The organism is Stackebrandtia nassauensis DSM 44728, assembly GCF_000024545.1.
Classification (GTDB): Bacteria; Actinomycetota; Actinomycetes; order Mycobacteriales; family Micromonosporaceae; genus Stackebrandtia; species Stackebrandtia nassauensis.
Window position 1 is genome coordinate 437214 of the sequence record NC_013947.1, and the last position, 18970, is coordinate 456183.

At 67.7% G+C, this 18970-nt stretch carries 17 protein-coding genes and 1 riboswitch; of the genes, 7 read left to right on the forward strand and 10 right to left on the reverse strand.

Going from position 1 to position 18970, the window contains the following annotated elements; translation table 11 throughout:
• Positions 1–24: 24 nt before the first annotated feature.
• Entirely contained in the window at positions 25–987 is a 963-nt protein-coding gene (locus SNAS_RS02140; RefSeq protein ID WP_013015718.1) for a GlxA family transcriptional regulator, read from the forward strand.
• Between the two features lie 7 nt (positions 988–994).
• Positions 995–1510: a DinB family protein gene (locus tag SNAS_RS02145; protein WP_013015719.1), complete on the forward strand. Its 516-nt coding sequence runs from the start codon at positions 995–997 to the stop codon at positions 1508–1510.
• Between the two features lie 2 nt (positions 1511–1512).
• On the opposite strand, the gene SNAS_RS02150 is transcribed toward SNAS_RS02145, so the two are convergent.
• Positions 1513–2508 carry a cyclase family protein gene (locus SNAS_RS02150; protein ID WP_013015720.1) on the reverse strand — a complete coding sequence of 332 codons (996 nt, stop codon included), beginning with the start codon at positions 2506–2508 and terminating at the stop codon, positions 1513–1515.
• Between the two features lie 80 nt (positions 2509–2588).
• Between SNAS_RS02150 and SNAS_RS33660 the strand changes: the two genes are divergently transcribed.
• Positions 2589–3284 carry a CGNR zinc finger domain-containing protein gene (locus SNAS_RS33660; protein WP_083786996.1) on the forward strand — a complete coding sequence of 232 codons (696 nt, stop codon included), beginning with the start codon at positions 2589–2591 and terminating at the stop codon, positions 3282–3284.
• 954 nt (positions 3285–4238) lie between these two features.
• On the opposite strand, the gene SNAS_RS02160 is transcribed toward SNAS_RS33660, so the two are convergent.
• The 4 genes from SNAS_RS02160 to trhA form a co-directional block, all read right to left on the reverse strand.
• Complete coding sequence (locus tag SNAS_RS02160; protein WP_013015722.1) at positions 4239–6488, reverse strand: AAA family ATPase; 2250 nt, start codon at positions 6486–6488, stop codon at positions 4239–4241.
• 9 nt (positions 6489–6497) lie between these two features.
• Positions 6498–6929, reverse strand: coding sequence for a DUF6463 family protein (locus tag SNAS_RS02165; protein WP_013015723.1), 432 nt, complete (start codon positions 6927–6929; stop codon positions 6498–6500).
• Positions 6930–7007: 78 nt separating this feature from the next.
• A complete protein-coding gene (locus SNAS_RS02170) occupies positions 7008–7208 on the reverse strand; it encodes a hypothetical protein (RefSeq protein WP_013015724.1) in 201 nt (66 codons plus the stop codon).
• A 23-nt stretch (positions 7209–7231) separates the two neighbouring features.
• Positions 7232–7888 (reverse strand): PAQR family membrane homeostasis protein TrhA, encoded by a 657-nt coding sequence (gene trhA, locus SNAS_RS02175; RefSeq protein WP_013015725.1) that lies wholly within the window; start codon positions 7886–7888, stop codon positions 7232–7234.
• Positions 7889–8098: 210 nt separating this feature from the next.
• On the opposite strand from trhA, the gene SNAS_RS02180 reads away from it, so the two are divergent.
• The 3 genes from SNAS_RS02180 (at position 8099) to SNAS_RS02190 (ending at position 12377) form a co-directional block, all read left to right on the forward strand.
• Complete coding sequence (locus SNAS_RS02180; RefSeq protein ID WP_211207308.1) at positions 8099–10627, forward strand: alpha/beta fold hydrolase; 2529 nt, start codon at positions 8099–8101, stop codon at positions 10625–10627.
• Entirely contained in the window at positions 10624–11514 is an 891-nt protein-coding gene (locus SNAS_RS02185) for an ABC transporter permease (RefSeq protein WP_013015727.1), read from the forward strand. Before SNAS_RS02180 ends, SNAS_RS02185 begins: the two co-directional genes overlap by 4 nt.
• 80 nt (positions 11515–11594) lie before the next feature.
• Complete coding sequence (locus SNAS_RS02190) at positions 11595–12377, forward strand: hypothetical protein (protein WP_013015728.1); 783 nt, start codon at positions 11595–11597, stop codon at positions 12375–12377.
• A 16-nt stretch (positions 12378–12393) separates the two neighbouring features.
• Here the strand turns inward: SNAS_RS02190 and SNAS_RS02195 are convergent, their stop codons facing one another.
• Positions 12394–13353, reverse strand: a complete 960-nt coding sequence (locus SNAS_RS02195; protein WP_013015729.1) for a hypothetical protein — start codon at positions 13351–13353, stop codon at positions 12394–12396.
• A 558-nt stretch (positions 13354–13911) separates the two neighbouring features.
• Positions 13912–15414, reverse strand: a complete 1503-nt coding sequence (locus tag SNAS_RS02205) for a hypothetical protein (protein WP_013015730.1) — start codon at positions 15412–15414, stop codon at positions 13912–13914.
• A 272-nt stretch (positions 15415–15686) separates the two neighbouring features.
• Positions 15687–15791: riboswitch (SAM riboswitch) on the forward strand.
• A 53-nt stretch (positions 15792–15844) separates the two neighbouring features.
• Here SNAS_RS02205 and thrC point away from each other — a divergent pair.
• Positions 15845–17101 (forward strand): threonine synthase, encoded by a 1257-nt coding sequence (thrC, locus tag SNAS_RS02210; RefSeq protein WP_013015731.1) that lies wholly within the window; start codon positions 15845–15847, stop codon positions 17099–17101.
• Here the strand turns inward: thrC and SNAS_RS02215 are convergent.
• From SNAS_RS02215 to SNAS_RS02225, 3 genes are read right to left on the reverse strand one after another with little or no spacing between them, the layout of a single operon-like run.
• Entirely contained in the window at positions 17098–18303 is a 1206-nt protein-coding gene (locus SNAS_RS02215) for a tetratricopeptide repeat protein (RefSeq protein WP_013015732.1), read from the reverse strand. The genes thrC and SNAS_RS02215 overlap by 4 nt on opposite strands.
• Positions 18300–18734 (reverse strand): hypothetical protein, encoded by a 435-nt coding sequence (locus tag SNAS_RS35595; RefSeq protein WP_013015733.1) that lies wholly within the window; start codon positions 18732–18734, stop codon positions 18300–18302. The genes SNAS_RS02215 and SNAS_RS35595 overlap by 4 nt, the downstream gene beginning before the upstream one ends.
• Positions 18731–18949 (reverse strand): tetratricopeptide repeat protein, encoded by a 219-nt coding sequence (locus SNAS_RS02225; RefSeq protein ID WP_013015734.1) that lies wholly within the window; start codon positions 18947–18949, stop codon positions 18731–18733. Before SNAS_RS02225 ends, SNAS_RS35595 begins: the two co-directional genes overlap by 4 nt.
• Positions 18950–18970 lie beyond the last annotated feature (21 nt).

Here is an 18970-nt window from a genome sequence, read left to right on the forward strand (position 1 = left end):
GACATCTTTGGGTATATTCCTGCCATGAAGCGTCACCGGGTGGTGGCCCTGGTCAACGAACCCCAATCACCCTTCGAGCTCGCCAGCGCCGCCGAGGTCTTCGGCGGAGTCCGGCCCGACGTGCCCAGGCACTACGACTTCCGGGTCTGCGCCGAACATCCCGGCCCCGTCGCGACCACTGTCGGCTACCCGATGCTCGTCGACGCGGGGCTGGCCGCGTTGCGGCGGGCGGACACCGTGGTCATTCCCGGCTGGCAGCCCCACGACGCCCCGGTCTCGGCGGCCATTATCGCGGCACTGCGGAGCGCGCATCGGCGCGGGGCGAGGATCGCGGCCATCTGCACCGGGGCGTTCGTGCTGGCGCGTACCGGACTGCTCGACGGCCGCCGCGCCACCACCCACTGGCGACACACCGCCGAGCTCGCCGCAGATTTTCCCGAGCTGCGGGTGGACCGGGACGTGCTCTTTGTGGACCATGGCGATGTGGCGACCAGCGCCGGGACCGGTGCGGGCATCGACCTGTGCCTGCATCTCGTGCGATCCGACCACGGCGCCGCGTACGCCGCCCAGATCGCCCTGAACATGGTGCTGCCACCGCATCGCGAGGGCAGCCAGCTGCAGTACGCCACGCGGCCCGCCCCGGTCCGGGCGGACGAGTCGCTGGCGCCGGTACTGGAGTGGGCGAGCACGAGGCTCCACAATCGACTGACCGTCGGACGGCTCGCGGAACAGGCCGGGCTGTCGGAACGGACCCTGGCCCGGCGGTTCGCCGAACAGCTCGGCGTCAGTCCGGGGCAGTGGCTACTCGGCCAGCGGCTCGACGCGGCCCGGGTACTGCTGGAAAGCAGCGACCTGCCGGTGGACGCCATCGTCACCCGGGTCGGGCTCGCCTCGGCGGTGAACCTGCGCCGCCGGTTCCGGTCGCGTTTCGGCACCACCCCCGGCGGCTACCGCCGGGCCTTCGGCGAGGGACGGCGCCTGTCATGATCACCGCATGACCCGAACCGACACCCCCACCGAGTGGGACGAGCGCTCCACCATCATGGCGATGCTCGACTACGCCCGCGCCAGCGCTCGCGCCAAGTGCGAGGGGCTCACCGACGAGCAGGCCCGGACCGCGCCGGTGGCGACCTCGCCGCTGACCAACCTCGCCAGCTTGATCGGTCACCTGCGGTGGGTCGAGTTCGACTGGATCGAGACGGTGTTTTTGGGCATCCCGGACCAGGGCCGGACGCCCTGGGACGACGACCCGGACGACGTCGACGCCGAGATGACCCTGGCGTTGCGCACGCCGCTGGCGACGCTGCTGAGCGACTACGAGCAGCAGTGTGAGCGGTACAACAAGCTGATCGCCGACCACGACCTCGACGAACGGTCCCGCAACCCGCATCCGGGCAGGCAGCCGGTGACGTTGCGTTGGATCCTGCTGCACCTCGTCGAGGAGATCTCGCGGCACAACGGGCACATGGACATCGTTCGGGAGATCGTGGACGGCCAGACCGGGCGCTGAGGTCAGAAGAACGCCAGCGGGCTGACCGGGGAGCCGGAGGATCCGGTGACGGTCAAGGGTGGGGCGGTGAGCATGAACTCCCAGCGGTCGTCGCGGGCGCAGACCTCGGCCAGGTCGTCCAGCCACCACAGTTCGCCGATGGTGAGGCCCAGGTCGCGGATCAGCCGGGCGTGCAGCGGGTAGGTCTCCTGGTGGCCCGGCTCGAACGGGGTCACCTCGAAGGTGCGGTTGTCGATGCCGATCGCGGCGATTTCGTTGCGGTGGATCCAGTCGACCGTGGTGATCGACAGTCCCGCGTGAATGCCGCTCCAGTACGGGGCCTTGTCGTCCAGCGAGTAGAACCAGCCCAGCTCGCCGGTGCGGATGAGCAGGATGTCACCGGAGCGGAGCTCGACGTTCTGCGCGTGGGCGCAGGCGTCGAGCTCGGCGGGGGTGATGGCGTGGCCGCCGGGCAGCCGGTCGACGCCCGCGGCGCGGGGCAGGTCGAGCAGGACGCCCCGGCCGGTCATGTGGTCGGCGAGCAGGTGGGTCGACAGGCGGCGGGCCCCGTCGGCGCCCACGTTGCCGATCCAGAAACCGTTGTACATGGTGGACGCACCGAAGCCGTGGGTCAGGCCGTCCCAGTGGGTGCCGCTCTGCAACGGCATGAAGACGTAGTCGTCGGCGCCGTGGAAGCCGCCCGAGGCGCGGTCGGCGACGAAACCCGCGACCACGTCGGTGCCGGTGAGCGCGTGGGTGTGGACCACGGCGGGCCGGGACGGGTGGACCGGCATCTCGTCGCCGATCGGGATGGCGCAGCTGACGACCTCGCCGGTGGTGACGAGTTCGGCGGCGGCGAGGCGGACCTTCGCGGTGATGTAGTTGACGGTGCCGAGTTCGTCGAGATCACCCCAGCGGCCCCAGTTGTGGGGTGCCCGGGGGTTGGTCGCGCCGATGACCTTGCCGTCGCCGTCCACCCGGTAGTCGGGGGGTGTCCAGCCGCGCGACCAGTCCTGCATCGGTACCTCGTTCTCACCAGTGAAACCTTGACGATGGTGAGACTTTACCAGCGTTTGACGATAGCCGGTAAAGTGGTGGCGTGAGCCAACCAGTCCCCGGACAGCGTCCCGCCGCGCCCGAACCGCTGCGGCTGGTGCAGGAGTTCCTCAACACCCGGTGGGAACGGGCCGGGGTCGAGGAACTCGACAGTCCGCGAGGACTGCTGCGGTGGGCCGCCGCGCGGGGCCTCGTCGAGACCGACGCCCCGGTCGGGCAGTCGGATCTGGACCTCGCGCTGGCGTTGCGGGACACCTTGCGGGAACTGCTCGCCGCCCGGCGCCCCGTCGAGACAGGGGTGTTGGCAAGCCTGCCACTGCGGTGTGACATTCAGGCCGGACGACTGGTTCTGGTACCCGACGGGGCCGGGATCACGGCGGCCTTGGCGCGGATCCTCATCGCGGGCGTGGAGGCAGAACGGGACGGCCGATGGGAGCGGCTGAAACTGTGCGCGGCCCCCGACTGCCGGTGGGCCTTCTACGATCCGTCCCGCAACCGTTCGGCGACCTGGTGCAACATGGCCGTCTGCGGTTCCCGGGCGAAGGCCCGCAGCTACTACCGGCGGCAGCGCGCCGCCAGCGCCTTACCGACGCCCGAACTCAGAAGTCCTCGTCGTCCTCGGCCGCCGGAGCCGTGTCGAGCGCGCGCAGCGCCTCGGCATAGCTGGCTTCGGCCCGCAGCAGATCCTCGACGGCCTCGGCGAGGATCCCGAAATCGCGGTCCCCGGCGACCCGGCTGAGCAGCACCAGCGGCACGACGGTGGTGCCGAACGCCTTGGGGGTGTTGGATCGCAGCAACGGCGTCCGGTCGTAGACCGACGCCCCGGTCCAGTAGTCCCAGCTGCCCGGCGCGGCTCGCAGCAGCGTCTCGCCCAGGTAGCCGACGGCGCCGACGACGAACGGGTCCGCCGCGGCGCGCTGCACCGCGTCCCAGTCGGCGAAACGGTTGAGCACCAACCGTTCCAGCGTGTCCAGGGAGGCGACCGAGAAGTCGAAGGGAAAGCCCGGTGGCAGGAACCGCGACCGCCACGAGTGCAGCAGTTCGTCCATGTTCGACGTCCAGTGCTCCAGGAAGTCCCCGGCTTCCCGCGTGTCCTGCACCGGCAGCTGCCGCCGGTGCAGGACGAGGAAGTCGATGCCGAACTCGTCGCGCAGCGCCGTGGCCTGCTCGATCGTGGCCAGCACGTAGACGTCGTCCTGGCAGGCCTCGGCCTTGGAGCGGTGGACCAACAGGAAACCGCGCGGATCGTCGCCGCCGGGATACAGGTCCTCGAACTGCTCGGACACCGACAGCTGGTCCACATAGTCGTCCGACTGGTGCTCGACGTACCACCACACCGGTTCACCGTTGCGCAGGAAGTACAGCCATTCGGTGTCCTCGCCGACGCGGACCAGCGTGACGTCGGTGACGGTCACGGCGCCGCCGGTGCACGCGGTCACGTCCGACTCTAGAATGGACTGGTAGTAGTCCTCCACGTGGTCGACGTCCTCGCCGTGCACCGAGATCGCGACGCCGAACTCGGGCAGGTAGTCGATCAGCTCGTCCGCGTCGACGATCTCGTCCAGCGCCTCCAGCCGCCACCGGCCGATGTGGGCCAGCGCGGCCTCGGCGGCGTCGCGGGTGATCATTCCCAACTCGGCCATGCGTTCGGCCAGTTGTCTTACGGTCGTCTTCGTCATGGGGCTTTCGCGGGTCAGGACGCTCGCTTCTTGGCGTAGTTCTCCAGCCAGGCGAGCTGTTCGGGGTTGAGGGAGGGGCGGACCCGGGTGCGGGCGTCGGCGACGTGTTCGCGGGTGACCTCGCTGGCGTCCATGGACTCCCGCATCGCCGACAGTGCCGATTCCCGGATCAGGGCGGCGCAGTCGGCCGCGGAGTAGTTGTCGAGGGCGGCACCGAGGTCATCGAGATCCACATCGGAGGCCAATGGTACGTCCTTCGACGCCGAACGCAGGATGGCGGCGCGGGCCTCGGCGTCGGGCGGCGGCACGTACACCAGCCGCTCCAGACGGCCGGGGCGCAGCAACGCCGGGTCGATCATGTCGGGGCGGTTGGTGGCGCCGATGACCACGACGTTGCGCAGCGACTCGACACCGTCCAGTTCGGTCAGCAGCGACGCGACCACCCGGTCGGCGGTGCCGGAGTTGGAGTCCTGGCCGCGAACCGGCGCCAGTGCGTCGAGTTCGTCGAAGAACAGCAGGGTGGGCGCCGCCTGCCGGGCCCGGCGGAACAGTTCCCGGACGCTGGCCTCGGATTCGCCGACCCACTTGTTCAGCAGTTCGGCGCCCTTGACGGACATGACGTTGGAGCGGCCGCTGCCCGCGATCGCCTTGACCAGGTAGGTCTTCCCGCAGCCGGGCGGGCCGTACAGCAGCACGCCCCGGGGCGCCTCGATGCCCAGCCGGGTGAACGTGTCCGGATAGGTCAACGGCCACAGCACCGCCTCGGTGAGGGTCTGCTTCACCTCGGTCATGTCGCCGACGTCGTCGAGGGTGATCTGGGCGAGTTCCAGTGTGGAGTCGGCCATGCTGGAGGGGCGGACGGTCGCCAGCGCGGCGGTGAAGTCCTGCGGTTGCAGGGCGGTGGCGCCGCCCTCCTTGGCGCGCATCGCGGCCCGGACCCCGGCCTCGCGCACCAGTGTGGACAGGTCTGCGGCGACGAAACCGGGAGCCTTGGCCGCGACCTCCTCCAGGTGCACCTCCGCGGCCAGCCGCATCGTCTGCGTGAACGCGGTCAGCAGTTCCTTGCGCGCCAAGGCATCCGGCATCGGAATGCCGATCTCGTGTTCGAGCAGTCCGGACTGCCGCAGTTCGGGGGAGACGGCCTCGGGGTTGGCGGTCGTGCACACGACGCTGTGCCCGGCCTCCAGGATCGTGCGCACGGTCTTGCGGAACACCGTGGACATGGGCGTGGACTCGTCGCGCGGGGCCAGCGCCTCGACGCCGGAGACCATCAGGACGCCCGGCGGCGTCAGCTTCGCGACCTGGCGTCGCAGCGCGGCGTTGGCGTCGTTGGCGGCCAGGGCGGCGATGTCGGGGGCCCACACGTGGACCAGGTTCGCCTTGACCTCCTTGGCGACCGAACGGATCAGCGTGGACTTCCCGGTGCCGGACGGGCCGGTGACCAGGATGCCCAGCGAGATCTCGGTGCCGACGGTGGCGAGCACCTCGCGATGGTGGAAGGCCAGGTCGAGCAGTTCCCGCAGTTGCTCGGCCTCGGCGCGCACCCCGGCGAGCTCCTCGAAGTCGACCACCTCGGGTTCGGGGGTCTCGGCGGCGGCCGGGGCCAGATTCGCCGTCGCCGCGCGCGGGGCGGCCGGGGCCGCGGGTTCGTCGGGAGGGCGCACCAGGTGCATGTCGTGGCGACGTCGGACCGGCGGGGCGGAACCCGCGCGCTGCCAGGAGACCACGGTGTCCGAGGTGATCATGACCGCTTCGGCCGGTTCGGCGTCGGCGATGCTCAACAGGACGGTGGTCCAGCCCATGCCGACCGTATTGGACAGTGACCGGCGCGCCTGCTCGACCGAGTCGCGTCCGGCGCCGCCGATGTCCAGTGGCAACAGCGAGACCTCGTCGCCGACCGAGACCACCTTGCTCAACAGCGCCAGCCGCAGCGTCTCGGCCGACACCGCCGCGGTGATCTCCACCGGCGCCGTCACCACGACGCGGCGGGCGGCGGCCAACGCCACCGGCTCCACCGCGACCTCGTCGCCGTCGATGGCCCCGACGTTGCCGAGCGTCAGATCGTCGGCGTAGACCTGACCCCGGCCCGCGTAACGCTCGGCGGCCAGCGCGATCCCGGTGGTGGTGCGCCTGCCGTGCAGCCGCACCGGGTCGCCGGGCAGCAGACCCAGGGCGGCCAGCACCTCGGGATGGAGTCTCACGATTCCCCGCCGCGCGTCCAGCGCCGCGGGTCGCAGCGAGATGGTCAGGTTCAGGGACGTCACCGGCCAAGCCTAGCCAGCGGCAACACCCGCGCGGTGGGAGTGGGACGTCGCGGCCCGGCGGGCGGCGAGGTTGCCCCCGATGAGCAGGACGGCGGGGGCGATGCCGGAGATGAAGCCGCTGGGGCCGATGAGCGCGGTGCAGCCGACGCACCAGGCCAGCAGCACCCAGCCGACGTAGGCGGGAAGGTACTCGCCGCGACGGGCCTGCCGCACGACGAGCAGTCCCAGGACGAGCAGCGCCGGGACGAAGCCGCCGGGCAGGGCCCAGAAGGTCGCGTAGGAGGCGTCCGAGGCCGCGCCGTTCCACAGCCCGCCGCTCAGCCACTGCGACCACTCGGCCGCTGGCACGAAGAAGGCGGTGTGGGCCAGCGCGATGAACACCATGAGATAACCGGCCCAACGGTTCAGGGCCGATCCGGGGGTTTTGTCTACCTTGGTCATGGCCCCAGTCTTCGACCGGGACGGCGGACGGGAATCCCTCCGCCGGGGTGTTCACATCCCCTGTGCGGGGGAGAAGCGTCAGGACTCCTCGGGGGTCAGCGCCATCCGGTACTCCACCGCGTCACCATTCTTGAGGATCGCGACCGCCGCACCGGACTCGGCAAGCTCCCGCCATTCCTCGCCGAGCCAGGACTCGGCGTCGCCCTGGTTGGAGAACTCGCTGTCCCGCGCCGCGATGGCCTTGCCCTCAGCGTCCTCGAATTGCCACGTCCAGTTCATGCCCACACTCTAAAGACCGGGGATCAGGGGGCGGAGGCGAGGACCACCAGCACCACCGACGAGAACTGGCACAGGTAGGCCGCGACGGTGAAGGCGTGGAAGATCTCGTGGAAGCCGAACACTTCCGGCCACGGGTCGGGCCGCTTCAGTCCATACACGACGGCGCCGAGGCTGTACAGCAGTCCACCGGCCACGACGAGGATGACCGCCGCCAGTCCGACGCCCTCCAGGAACTGCGGGATGAAGAAGATCGCGACCCAGCCCAGCACGATGTAGAGAGAGGTGTACAGCCAGCGCGGCGCGCCCAGCCACACCGTCCGGAACGCCACCCCGGCCGCCGCGCCGATCCAGATGATCAGCAGCACCGCCAGCTGGGCGCCGCCGGTGAGCGCCAGGACGCCGAACGGCGTGTAGGTGCCGGCGATGATGAGGTAGATGTTCGCGTGGTCCCAGCGCCGCAGCCATTCGGAGGCGTAGCCGTTGCCGGAGCGGTGGTAGAAACCGGAGACGCCGAACAGGCTGATCGACGTGAGTCCGTAGATGGCCGAGGCGATCTTGCCGTCGATGGTTGGCGCGATGACGACAAGGACGATGGCGCCGATCACGGCCACCGGAATCGCGGTGGCGTGAAGCAGCCCGCGAAGCCGGGGTTTGGTGGGGCCGTTGATCACCGCAGTCATGCATCTAACCTACGCGAACGTAGGTTACCGACGAGTAGATTGTGACGGGATCCACCGGGAAACGTTGGCCGCCACCTGAGAGAAACCTGAGTTGGCAAGTCGGAAACCTCGCCGGACGCGTACCTTGTCCGCATGCGTGTATGGGTGCGGTCAAAACTACGGGTGCTCAAGGCCCGGAAGCGGTCGCGCTGGGTAACAGTCGTTGTCATCGTGCTCGCATTGGTGGGCGGGGTGGGTGTGTGGTGGTGGGCGACCTCGCCGCCACCACACACCACAGAAGACCTCAGGATCGCCGTCGACGGCAAGGAACCCACCAAACTGGACGCCCGGCTGTACCTGCCCGAGACGCAGCCCGCCCCCGCGGTGCTGCTGTCACACGGTTTCGGCGGTACCAAGGACACCGTCGTCGAAGAGGCCGAACAACTCGTCGCCCAGGGCTATGTCGTGCTGACCTACACCGCCCGCGGCTTCGGCGACTCCGGCGGCAAGATCCACATGAACGCCCCCGACTACGAGGTCAACGACGCCTCGCAGCTGCTGGACTTCCTGGCCGACCGCGACGAGGTGAAACGCGACGGAGCCGACGACCCGCAGGTGGCCGCCGTCGGCGCCTCCTACGGCGGCGCGCTGAGCCTGCTGCTGGCCGGACACGACGACCGGGTGGACGCGATCGTCCCGCAGGTCACCTGGAACAGTCTCGCGGACTCGTTGTTCCCCAACGGAACCGGCGACGGCGACGGCGTCTTCAAGCAGTCCTGGGCCGGGCTTTTCTACGCTAACGGGCTGGGCGCCGTCGCGCCGCAGCAGGAGGCACCCGACGGCGAGGAGTCCAGCGCCGAACCCGGACAGCAGGGCCAGGTGCCGCCGCAGCCCGGCGTGCTGCCCACCGGCGAGAACCCGGCCTGCGGCCGCTGGGCCGACGACGTGTGCGAGATGTACCAGGACATCGCGGCCACCGGACGCATCAGCGAGTCCGCGAAGAAACTCCTGGACGCGTCCAGCCCGCAGTCCATACTCGACAAGATCGAGGCACCGACGCTGCTGGTGCAGGGCCAGGCCGACACGCTGTTCGACCTCAACCAGGCCAACGCCAACGCCAAGGGCATCACCGAGGCGCCGGTCAAGGTCGCCTGGTTCTCCGGCGGCCACGACGCCATGGGCACCGAATCCGACCAGAACCACGTCGAGGTGCTGACCGGCGAATGGCTGTACCACTACCTCAGGGGTGAGGGCGACAAGCCCGACGACTCGTTCACCTTCTCCCGCATCTCCGGCGTCACCTCGTCCTCCATCGACCTGGCCACACTCGGCATGACCACGCCGAAATACCCGGGCATGGAAGGCAGCACCAGCCCCGCCACCGAGGACGTCAAGGGCCGCGAGGAACAGACCATCGCCAGCCCGCCCGGCGGCACCCCCGCCGCGATCTCGACCATCCCCGCGTTCGGGCAACTGGCCTCACTGCCCGGCGCCGGAATCGCCCGCGACATCCCCGGACAGTTCGCCATGGCCGAGACCGAGCCCATCGCCGACGAACCCGTCGACGTGGTCGGCTCGCCGAAGGTGCGGCTCAAGGTCGCGTCCGACAGCGGCGAGGCCGTCCTGTTCGTCAAGCTCTACGACGTCGCCGACACCGGCGAGGCCACGCTGCCCAACGGGCTCATCGCCCCGGTGCGGCTGACCGGGCTGGAGTCCGATATCGACACCGCCGAGGAGGTCGAGGTCGAACTGCCCGGCATCGTCCGCAGGGTGGAACCCGGGCACAAGCTGCGGGTCGTCGTGGCCACCTCCGACCAGGCCTACGCCGGTCCGCAGGACCCGGCCGAGTACACCGTCCAGATCCGGCCCGAGGTCGAACTGCCCCAAACCCCGGCCTCGCCGCTGCCGTCCCAGGACGCCGCCTGGCACACCGCCCTGATCGTGCTGTTGGTCGGCATCCCGGTGGCCATCGTCGCCGCGATCGTCATCGCCAGGCTGCGGCACCGGCGCACCGACCGCAGCGTCGAAGCCGAGACCGCCGACACCCCGCTGGTCGTGCGCGGCCTGCGCAAGGTCTACGGCGACGGGTTCGTGGCCGTCGACGGCGTCGACTACCAGGTCCAGCGCGGCCAGGTCATGGGACTGCTGGGCCCCAACGGCGCCGGGAAGACCACGACGCTGCGAGTCCTGATGGGACTGTTGCAGCCCACCGAGGGTGAGATCCGGGTCTTCGGGCACCAGGTCACCCCCGGCGCTCCGGTGCTGTCGCGGCTGGGCGCGCTCGTCGAGGGCCCCGGCCTGCTGCCACATCTGTCCGGAATAGACAACCTCAAGATGTACTGGCGTTCCACCGGACGACCGTGGGAGGACGCCCGCATCGACCGGGTCGTCGAGATCGCCGACCTGGGCGACCGCATCAACCGCAAGGTGGGCCGCTACTCGCACGGCATGAAACAGCGCATCGCCATCGCGCAGGCCATGCTCGGGCTGCCGGAACTGCTCGTCCTCGACGAACCCACCGACGGACTCGACCCGCCCCAGATCGCCGAGATGCGGCGGGTGCTGCACGACTACGCCTCCGACGGCCGCGCCGTGCTGGTGTCCTCGCACCTGCTGGCCGAGGTGGAACAGACCTGCACCCACGTGGTGGTGATGAGCCGGGGCAAGGTCGTGGCCGCCGGACCGGTCGCCGACATCATCGGCACCGGCGAAGGCCACCGCCTCGAAGACGCCTTCCTGGAACTGGTGGAGCAGAAATGACCACACACGCCGCCGAAACCGCGCCCGCCGCCGACGGCTCGGCCCGCGGCTACTCGGCACACGCCACCCTCACCTTCGCCACCGAGTTCCGCCGCCAGCTGACCCGCCGCCGCACCCAGGTCGTCCTCGGCTTCATGGCGCTGCTGCCCATCGTCCTGCTCATCGCGTTCACGCTGGGCAGCGGCCGCCAGGACAACGACGACGACTCCGGCAACGCCTTCGCGCTGGCCGACTTCGGCACCGTCTCGGGCGCCAACTTCACCCTGTTCGCGCTGCTGGTGTCGTCCAGCTTCCTGCTCGTCATCATGATGGCGCTGTTCTGCGGCGACACCGTCGCCGGCGAGGCCAGCTGGGGCAGCCTGCGCTACCTGCTCGCCACCCCGGTACCCCGTGGCCGACTGCTGGCGATCAAGTTCGGCGTCGGCCTCAGCTTCGGCGGCCTGTCCATGCTCGCCCTGACCGGGTTCAGCCTGCTGGTGGGCACGCTCGCCTACGGCTGGAAACCGCTTCAGGCCCCGCTGGGCGGATCCCTGCCCGCCACCGACGCGCTGTGGCGCATCCTCGGCGTCGCCGGATACCTCGCGGTCATGCTGCTCGCGGTCGCCGCACTGGCGCTGCTGCTGTCGGTGTCCACCGACGCCCCACTGGCGGCCGTCGGCGGCGCGGTCCTGATGCAGATCGTGTCGAACATCCTCAACGCCGTCCCCGAACTGGGCGACCTGCGCGCCATCCTCCCCACCCGCTACGGCCAGGCCTGGCTCAGCTTCCTGTCCACCCCCATCCAATGGGACGAGATGGTGCGAGGCACCGTGACCTCGCTGTCCTACGCGACGGTGTTCACGATCTGGGCGTTCTGGAAGTTCTCACGAAAGGACGTCACCTCCTGATTTTGTCCGGCTGGACGTCGCCTGGCACTATCGATGGGAGCCGCCGAACCCGAACCGGCGGCAGGTCTGGGAGGTAAGAGGTGTCCAACCCACCGCAGGGGCTGGGAGAGCCGGTCAACGGCGCGCCCGACATGCGTGCCCCGGCGGGACCGGCGCCACGCCCTCTGTACCCGCAGTACCCCACCACCGCGCCACCACTCGCCCCACCACCGTTGGACGACGAACCGCGCGACAAGACCAAGTGGGCACTTCTGGTCGGCCTGGCGGGAGTCGCGATCATCGGCCTGGTCACCGCCCTGTTCGTCATCCCCGACGGCCCGTCCGGCGGCCCCTCCCCGGACGCCGCCGCCAGCTCCGACGTCGCCATCGAATGCGAACCCGGCCCGGCCCCCGAGGGCGAACCGCTCACCGCCGAACGGTTCTATGAGGACAAGGTCTGGACCAACTCGATCGACGACAACGTCACCGCCGACCGCACCGGCCGCTGGAACCACGAGGGCTGCTGCGACGTCGGCCTCGGCTCCGCCCAACAGGAACTCAACGACCTGGGCTGCGCCTACGGCATCGAGGCCGCCTACGAATCCGCCGACGGCCACCTGGGCATCGCCCAACTGATCCTCGCCTTCGGCGACACCGGCGCGGCCATGGCCGCCTCCGACATGGAGTTCACCAGCTTCCGCCTCCACGAGGAGAGCGGCGTCTACGACGACTCCATGGAGGTCTACGGCTACGTCGAACCCAGCGGCGACTTCCTGGTCCTGACCATCGGCTCCATCGACAGCGACGACTCCACGATCGTCAACGAGGCCCAGTCCACGCTCGAGGCCTTCCACGTCGACTACGCGTCAACCCTGCCCTACTAGGCGTAGACGACTGTCGCTATTCGAGCTTTGGCTTGGTCGGACGCGCGTACGGATAAACCTTGACCGCCCCGCCCTCGGGGAGTAGTTCGGTCACCTCGTACCTCACGTCATCGGAGTTGGCCCGGTAAGTTCCGCCCTCGCCGGTGTCCCCCTTGGAGCCGGAGATGTCTCCCCCAACGATCTTGTTCTCCGCGTCGAAAACCACAGTAGATGGTTTGTAAGCCTTCAGGTCTTGGCATGCCTTGGACTCAACGAGGTACTCAATGTCAGCCGACAGCCATTCGCGACCGTCAAGGTACTCATGTTCGGAGGATTCGCTGTCAACGACGTCCACAGACTTGGCGGCGACTCTGGTGAAGTCCAACTTGTCGTTGCTCGGCTCCCACCATTGTCCGGACGCCATATCGATGTCCAGAGTCAACTTGTCGTAGTCGATCTTCTCGAGATCAACGGGCTCGCCGGTCTCAGGATCTTCGCCGTGCTCTGTCCATATGGCGATACTTGAACCCATGCCGACAGTTTGACCTGGGAAAATGACGGGGATATTCACGCTGTCAAGAACACTGGCGTTCTCCCGCTGATCCGATTTCTTGAGCAGCGCGGTCGGGTCGTCGCCGTTGGCGTCCTTGAAGCTCACGTCAATGTCGGCGTTGTAGAGCACGTACTCGGATGTGTTCTTCAGCAGATACCCGAACGAAAGGTCTTCGGCAGCACCTTTTACCGGCCCTTTGTCGAAGGGTGTGAATCCGCTGTCAACCAGCTTGAGCCACTTCTCATTGGCCTCGCCCACCGGTTCCTTAACCCCGGTGGAAGGTATGGATTCCGGACATTTCCCCTTCTCGGTGAAGTAGCCACCCAGGACAACGGTGGCAGTGCCGACCAAGAGCACCAACACGGACAGAAAAATGCTCCACCACAGCCACTTGCGGCGCTTCCGGAGGCGTGCTCCGGACTCGGAATCGGTCTTCTCGTTCATGCCAGTCTCCAGTGATGGTTTTCGGCCAGGGGCTCGGTTGTGGCGATAACAGCAGGTTGTGCTGTTGCTTGAGTTGGTAGCGCTTGTCGGCATGGTCCCGCAGCAGATCCGCGAACGCACCGTGCAGTTGACTCAGGAACGCCGAGTGTTCCAGCTGGTTCAAAGCGTCGTCTTCGATCTCCACCTCTATGTCGGTGAGCGCCCCGTCGGCGTCAAAATGGATCGACCCGTCAGGAGAATGTCCGAAGCAGAACATGTCGTGTATGGCGTGCCGATAGCGGCGGTTGTTGGCGTTCCAATGTGATTCGCCTGAGCCGGACTCGGTGAAACCAGCGCGCTTGAGCAGTTCGTCGGCGCCAACCTGTCTGCCGTTCTCGAGTGCACGCAACACCGCATTGATCTGGCGGGTCAGCGACTCGACGTCGTACTCGTAGAAGCTGTCATCATCGCTGAAACCCAACCGTAGGCGTCGCTGGTTGTTGTAGGTGGCGAGGATGCGACCGTCGGGCGAAGTTGCCCTGACGATCATGCGTTCGAAGCTGTCTATGAGCGAGTTCGTCATGGGATGGCCTTGTGCTTTCTGCCGCTTTCGCCTGTCCCCAGGTCGTCATAGGTCTTCTCGATGTTGGCGGCTTCTTCGCCGTCCACGAGTTCCATATCCACTGCGGCCTTGAAGATGACCTCTCCGGCGTCTTCAACCTTTTTTCCGTTGGCCGCGGTGATGTCCTGCAGGAGATCACGCACCAGTCGCCAGGGTTCGGCGGCAGGGGAGACACTGTCGCGATGTTCACTATGGAACGTGGTGTCGGAATCGAGACCGGCGGTGCGGGCCACCTCGTCCCTGGCCCCGAGAACATAACTCGCCGCCTGCGGGAACGATGTGACCGCGGCGTCCTTCAAGTACGATGTGTGAGCCTTCGTCTCGCGTTTGCCGAGACCACTGTCGGCTGGGGACTTGCTGCCGTCGGGATAGGTGATCTCGAGTTTTTCCGTCCGTATGTCGAGGGACGAGTTATAGACCCTCTCCAACTTGTTCGCCAGTTCCTCCTCCTGTGTGGACGCCTCTTCCCTGATGGTTCCGATCTCGGTCCTGAACCTGTCCAATATGTCGGCGGGACTGTCGCCGTTCATTGTCCGCTTGGTGTGCTTCTTCTCGCTTTCGGGGACACTCACACCCGTCGAATCTGAATTCGACACCATGGTGTTGCTGAGCCCGATTCCCGCGCCGATGATGGTGGCGGTGAGTGCGAATCCGCCGAACGACAGGGCCGCGGGGATGATGGCCGCCGCGACGCCAAGCGCCACAAGTAGGTCGTCTTTCGACCAGTGATTGACAGCCACCAAAGCGTTGGCGGTCTTCTCCGCGATCGTGAGTGCGTCGTCGCGGGCGGCTATGACTATGGCCGTTTGAGCCTCGACGCCAGCCAGCACTGCTTCTGACAGGAAGTACATTCCCCAAAGGGCTTCCTCCCATTTGGTGAGGTTCTCGCCGAACGCGAGGACGAATGTGGCCGCAGCTTCTCCCGACCAACGCTCCATCTCACTGACTCCCGAGTCGAGAAGGACCTCCTCGCCAGCTATTTCTTTGAGCGAGTATTCGCGTTTGAACTTGTCGAGCTCCTTGGGCCAGTCGCCTTTGGCGCACAGCTTCGGAGGTACGCCCTTGACCGACTTACAGATGTCGTGAAGCCCGCTGGGGCTGCCTTTGCCGAACTCGCTCAGCAGGTCGGTGACCCAGGCAAACTTGTCATATTTGTAGTAGTAGACCTCACTTCCCTCTACGACGTAATAGGTCGAATTCTGGCCTTTGTTCGCCGGGCCGTACTTGGTGTTCGATTCAGGGCCCGCGAGGTATCGATCCAGAGTCAGCTGCTTCCAATCCGATTCAAGCCAACCCGGGTTCTCGTAGTCATCCTTGTCGCCGTCCGTCCATGCGAACTGATATCCCTCGTCCTCGAATTCTCGACCGGTGGCCAAGCGTCGAATCTGCTTCGAGGCTTTCGCGAGCTCCGAACCTACGGCGGAGCCCCCGCCTCCGCCGTCGCCTTGGGCGTCATTCACCTTGGATTCCTTTCGGCCGGGTACTTGCTGGAGAGCCGGTGGCGGCCACCGGATACCACGTATCCGTCAGTGGAACAGGACGGTGCAACCCAAGAGCAGCCCTATTTCATGACATAACAGTATTTTTCGGGCACGTCTGCGCTGGCGATGGGGAAGCAATGTTTCAGTGAATAGTGCCGAGACGCGACAGGTCTTGCCGTCACCGATGTGCAAGTGCAGGTGAGCGCCGTCATGATGCGGCGGTCACCTCGGTCGCGTAAACTGGCGCGCGTACTTCATCAAGAGCGGTCGAGGGAACGGCCCTGCGACACCGCGGCAACCACCCATCCGGGCAGGTGCCAAATCCGTCCGGCGTGACCGCGCCGGGAAGATGAGGCTGCGGCTTCCTTTCGCGAGGTAGCTCAAAGCCCCGCGACGAGAAGGAACCGCGATGACCACCACCTCTGTATTCACCGATTCCCCCGCCGTCGGCCTGGTGTGCCGGGGCTGTTCCGCCACCTACCCGCTGGCCGCCCAGCACGCGTGTTGGGAGTGTTTCGGGCCGCTGGAGGTCGACTACGACGCCACCGCGCTGGCCAAGGTCACCCGCGAGCAGATCGAGAGTGGACCGGACAACATCTGGCGCTACGCCGCGCTGCTGCCCGCCGGGGTCGACGCCGCCACCCGGGTCACCCTGAATCCGGGCATGACCCCGTTGGTCAAGGCCGACAACCTCGCTGCTGAGTTGGGTATGAAAGCGTTGTGGGTCAAGGACGACAGCGCCAACCCCACCCACTCGTTCAAGGACCGGGTCGTGTCGGTGGCGCTGACGGCGGCATCGCAGCTGGGCTTCGACCGGTTCGCGTGCGCGTCGACGGGCAACCTCGCCAACTCGGTGGCCGCCCACGCGGCGCGCGCCGGTAAACCGTCCATCGTGTTCATCCCCTACGACCTGGAACCCGGCAAGGTCATCACCACCGCAGTCTATGGTGGACAGCTGGTGGCGATCGAGGGTTCCTACGACGACGTCAACCGGCTGTGCAGCGAACTGACCGAGACCGACGAGTTCGAGAACACCGCGTTCGTCAACGTCAACGTGCGGCCGTTCTACGCCGAGGGGTCCAAGACGCTGGGCTACGAGGTCGCCGAACAGCTGGGCTGGCGGCTGCCGCGACAGGTCGTCATCCCGATGGCCTCGGGCGAGCTGCTCACCAAGGTGGACAAGGCTTTCACCGAGATGGGCGAGATCGGGCTCGTCGACCCGTCCGAGGTCAAGGTGTTCGGCGCCCAGTCGAGCGGCTGCAACCCGATCGCGACCGCGCTGCGCGCGGGCACCGACGAGATCACTCCGGTCAAGCCGACCGGCATCGCCAAGTCGCTGAACATCGGTGATCCGGCCGCGGGCCCTTACGCGATCGAGTCGGTGCGTCGCACCGGTGGCTGGATGGCCGATGTGGACGACGACGAGATCCGCGAGGGGATTCGGCTGTTGGCCCGCACCACGGGCGTGTTCGCCGAGACCGCCGGTGGGGTCGTGGTCGCGACCTTGAAGAAGCTGCTGGCCGAGGGCCGTCTCGACCCGGAGGCCGAGACCGTCATCTACAACACCGGCGAGGGTTTGAAGACGCTGGACGCGGTGACGGCCGGGCCGACCCACCAGGTGAAGCCGTCGCTGAAGTCGGTCAAGGAAGCTGGGTTGCTCAGCTAGCGAGGAGGCTGGCTGCTGGCCTGGCGCGACGGCTCGGTCGCGGCAGTCGCGCGAGCGCGGCGCAGTTCGCGGCGGGCCCGCAGTTGCTTCAGGACGGTCAGGTCGTCCTTGACGATCGGGCGCAGGTTGGCCAGCGTGCGGCGGTGCAGCGGGACGGTCTGGTCCTCGTCGGGATCCAGGGACCATTCGACCGCTTCGACGATCCACATGAGAGCTGTTGCCGCGAGGCCGATGCCTGCCAGCAGCGGGCTGGACAGCCAGGTCGCCGCCAGGACGGCGACGCAGCCGCCGTAACCCAGGCCGATGCCGGTTGCCGTCAGGGCGATCTCGCCGGGCGGCAGCCGGAACAGGGCTCGCCAGGCGGGGAGGCCGCCCCGGGCGAACCAGTGCGCCGAATAGGCGAACGCCGCGAACGTGAAGCCAGTGATCGTCCACTGAAGCCAGTCGGTGGTGCCCAGCAGGCTCGCCGTCAACGCGGCGAGGGCTGCCGCCGGGAGGGACCACCGGAGAGCGGAGTAGATGTGGCTGATGGGCCAGGCCATCAGGTAGCGGACGACCGCGCAGCGTCGGGCGTCGTCGGGATCGGCTCTCACCGTCAGGGCGAGGGTCTTCAGCGAGGCGCGCACGTGGAAGAGGAACATCTGAGCGGTTCCCAGTGACAGCAACGCGTCTGCCGATTCGGGCCTGTCGGCCAGTGACGCGGTGAGCAGCTCGTGGGCTTCGCGGAATTCGTCCACTTGCAGCAGTGCGTCGCCGAGGAGGCCCATCAGTACCGCGTCGTCGGGGTACACCTCCAGAGCTCGGCGAAATCCTGCGACCGCTTCGTGGTTCAGGCCGTCGAGGAGAAGCAGGTGCGCGTGGTCGCGCATCAGGTAGTGGTGGTCCGGTGCCTGTTCCAGGCCCCGGGACGTCGCCTCGATGGCTTCGGCGCGGCGCCCGAGTGCTTCGAGGGCCAGTCCCAGCCGTTGCAGCATGTCGGGTGAGTCCGGTTCGATCGCCAGCGCGGTCCGGCAGACTTCCAGCATCTCGTCGTGGCGTTTCTGCTTGTACAGCGTGTAGCTCAGATCGTTGAGCAGTGAGATGTTGCCGGGATCGGTATGGAGGGCTCGTCGGACGATCCGCTCGGCCTCGGCGTGGCGTCCGACATCGACGTAGCGGTTCACCCTGCTCGTGATGTCGGCGGTGTCGAGCCCTGAAGTCATTCGCGTGACGGTCTTCCGAGTCTGGGCAGCGGCGAGAGAAGCCGCTTCTTGAACGGTGGGGGAGCCCATTCATACGCCAGGACCGGCCACAGTGCCAGGCCCGCGACCAGGCCGCTAGCTGCCAGGACAGTGGACGCGGTCCAGACGCTGACGATCACGGCCGTCAGACCGGAAGCGCCGAGTCCGAGCCCGGCCGTCAGCGTGATGCGTTGGGGCCGTGGGACTCGGCCGATGGCGCGCCACCCTCGGGATCCGGCACGTATCGCCCAGTGCGTCGCGTGGGCGAGTGCCGCGAGAGGGGCGGCTGTGACGGTCCAGCCCAGGGCGTTCGAGCCCACGCTGTCAGTCGCGGCGCAAAGGAGCGCGGCCAGGGCGAGCGGTGGCAGGCTCCAGCGCAGACCCGCGTGAACCTCGATGATCGGCCAGGTCATGCGGCGCCGGATGTCGTCCCACTTTCGGCGGCCGACAGGGCCTCGTCGTGCCGTTTCTGCGCGTGTAGGGCGCGAGCCAGTTCGATGAGCAGGACGCCGTTGCCGGGTTCGCTGGTCAGGGCCGCGCGCAGCATGCGTTCGGCTGCGGCGCCGCGTCGCAGCTTCGTGTAGTCGGCGGCGCGCGTGGCGACGGCGCGCGCGTCATCGCGTTCCATCGTGGAGCCTCATGCGTCGGT